A 530-nucleotide genomic window follows, 5' to 3' on the forward strand; every position below is an offset into this window, starting at 1 on the left:
TGTTGATACTGCTAGTAGGCGGTTATCGGCAATATCGGCCAATAAGGCCAGGTTGCGTCGATTTTGGTACCTAGCACCGCTGTTGGTATGGTAAACCAAGAATGGCAAGGCATAGAGGCGGTAATGTTGTGGTGGTCGGGTGTGGTTGTTGGGGTTTTGGTGTTGGTTTTTGGGTTGTTTTTTTTGTTTGTTGTGGTGTAGGTTGTGTTGTGGGTTGGTGTTTGTGGGGTGTTGGTGGTGAGTGTTGGTTGTGTTTTGGGGGGTGTTTGGTTTTGTGTGGTGGTGGGGGTTGTGGGGGTGTTGGGTGGGGGTGTTGGTTTTGGGTGGGGTTGTGGTGGTGGGGGGAGGCGTTTGGTGGGGGGGTGTGTGGTGGTTGGGGGTGGGGTTGGGAGGTTTGTTGGTTGGGTGGGGTGGTTGGGTGGTGTTGGGTGTGGGGTTGTTGTTGGGTGTGGTGTGGTGGTTGGGGGTGGTGTTTTGGTTTTGGGGGTTGGGTTTTTGGTGGGTGGGTGGTTTTTGGTGTGTTTTGTTGT

The 530-nt window shown here is 53.6% G+C and carries 1 protein-coding gene; it reads right to left on the bottom strand.

The genetic code is table 11. The features are described from left to right. Nucleotides 1-530: hypothetical protein (locus ACTHUR_RS17810; protein ID WP_440400061.1), on the bottom strand; the 530-nt coding region annotated here is incomplete at both ends.

This window comes from Neisseria sp. P0021.S007, assembly GCF_051956855.1.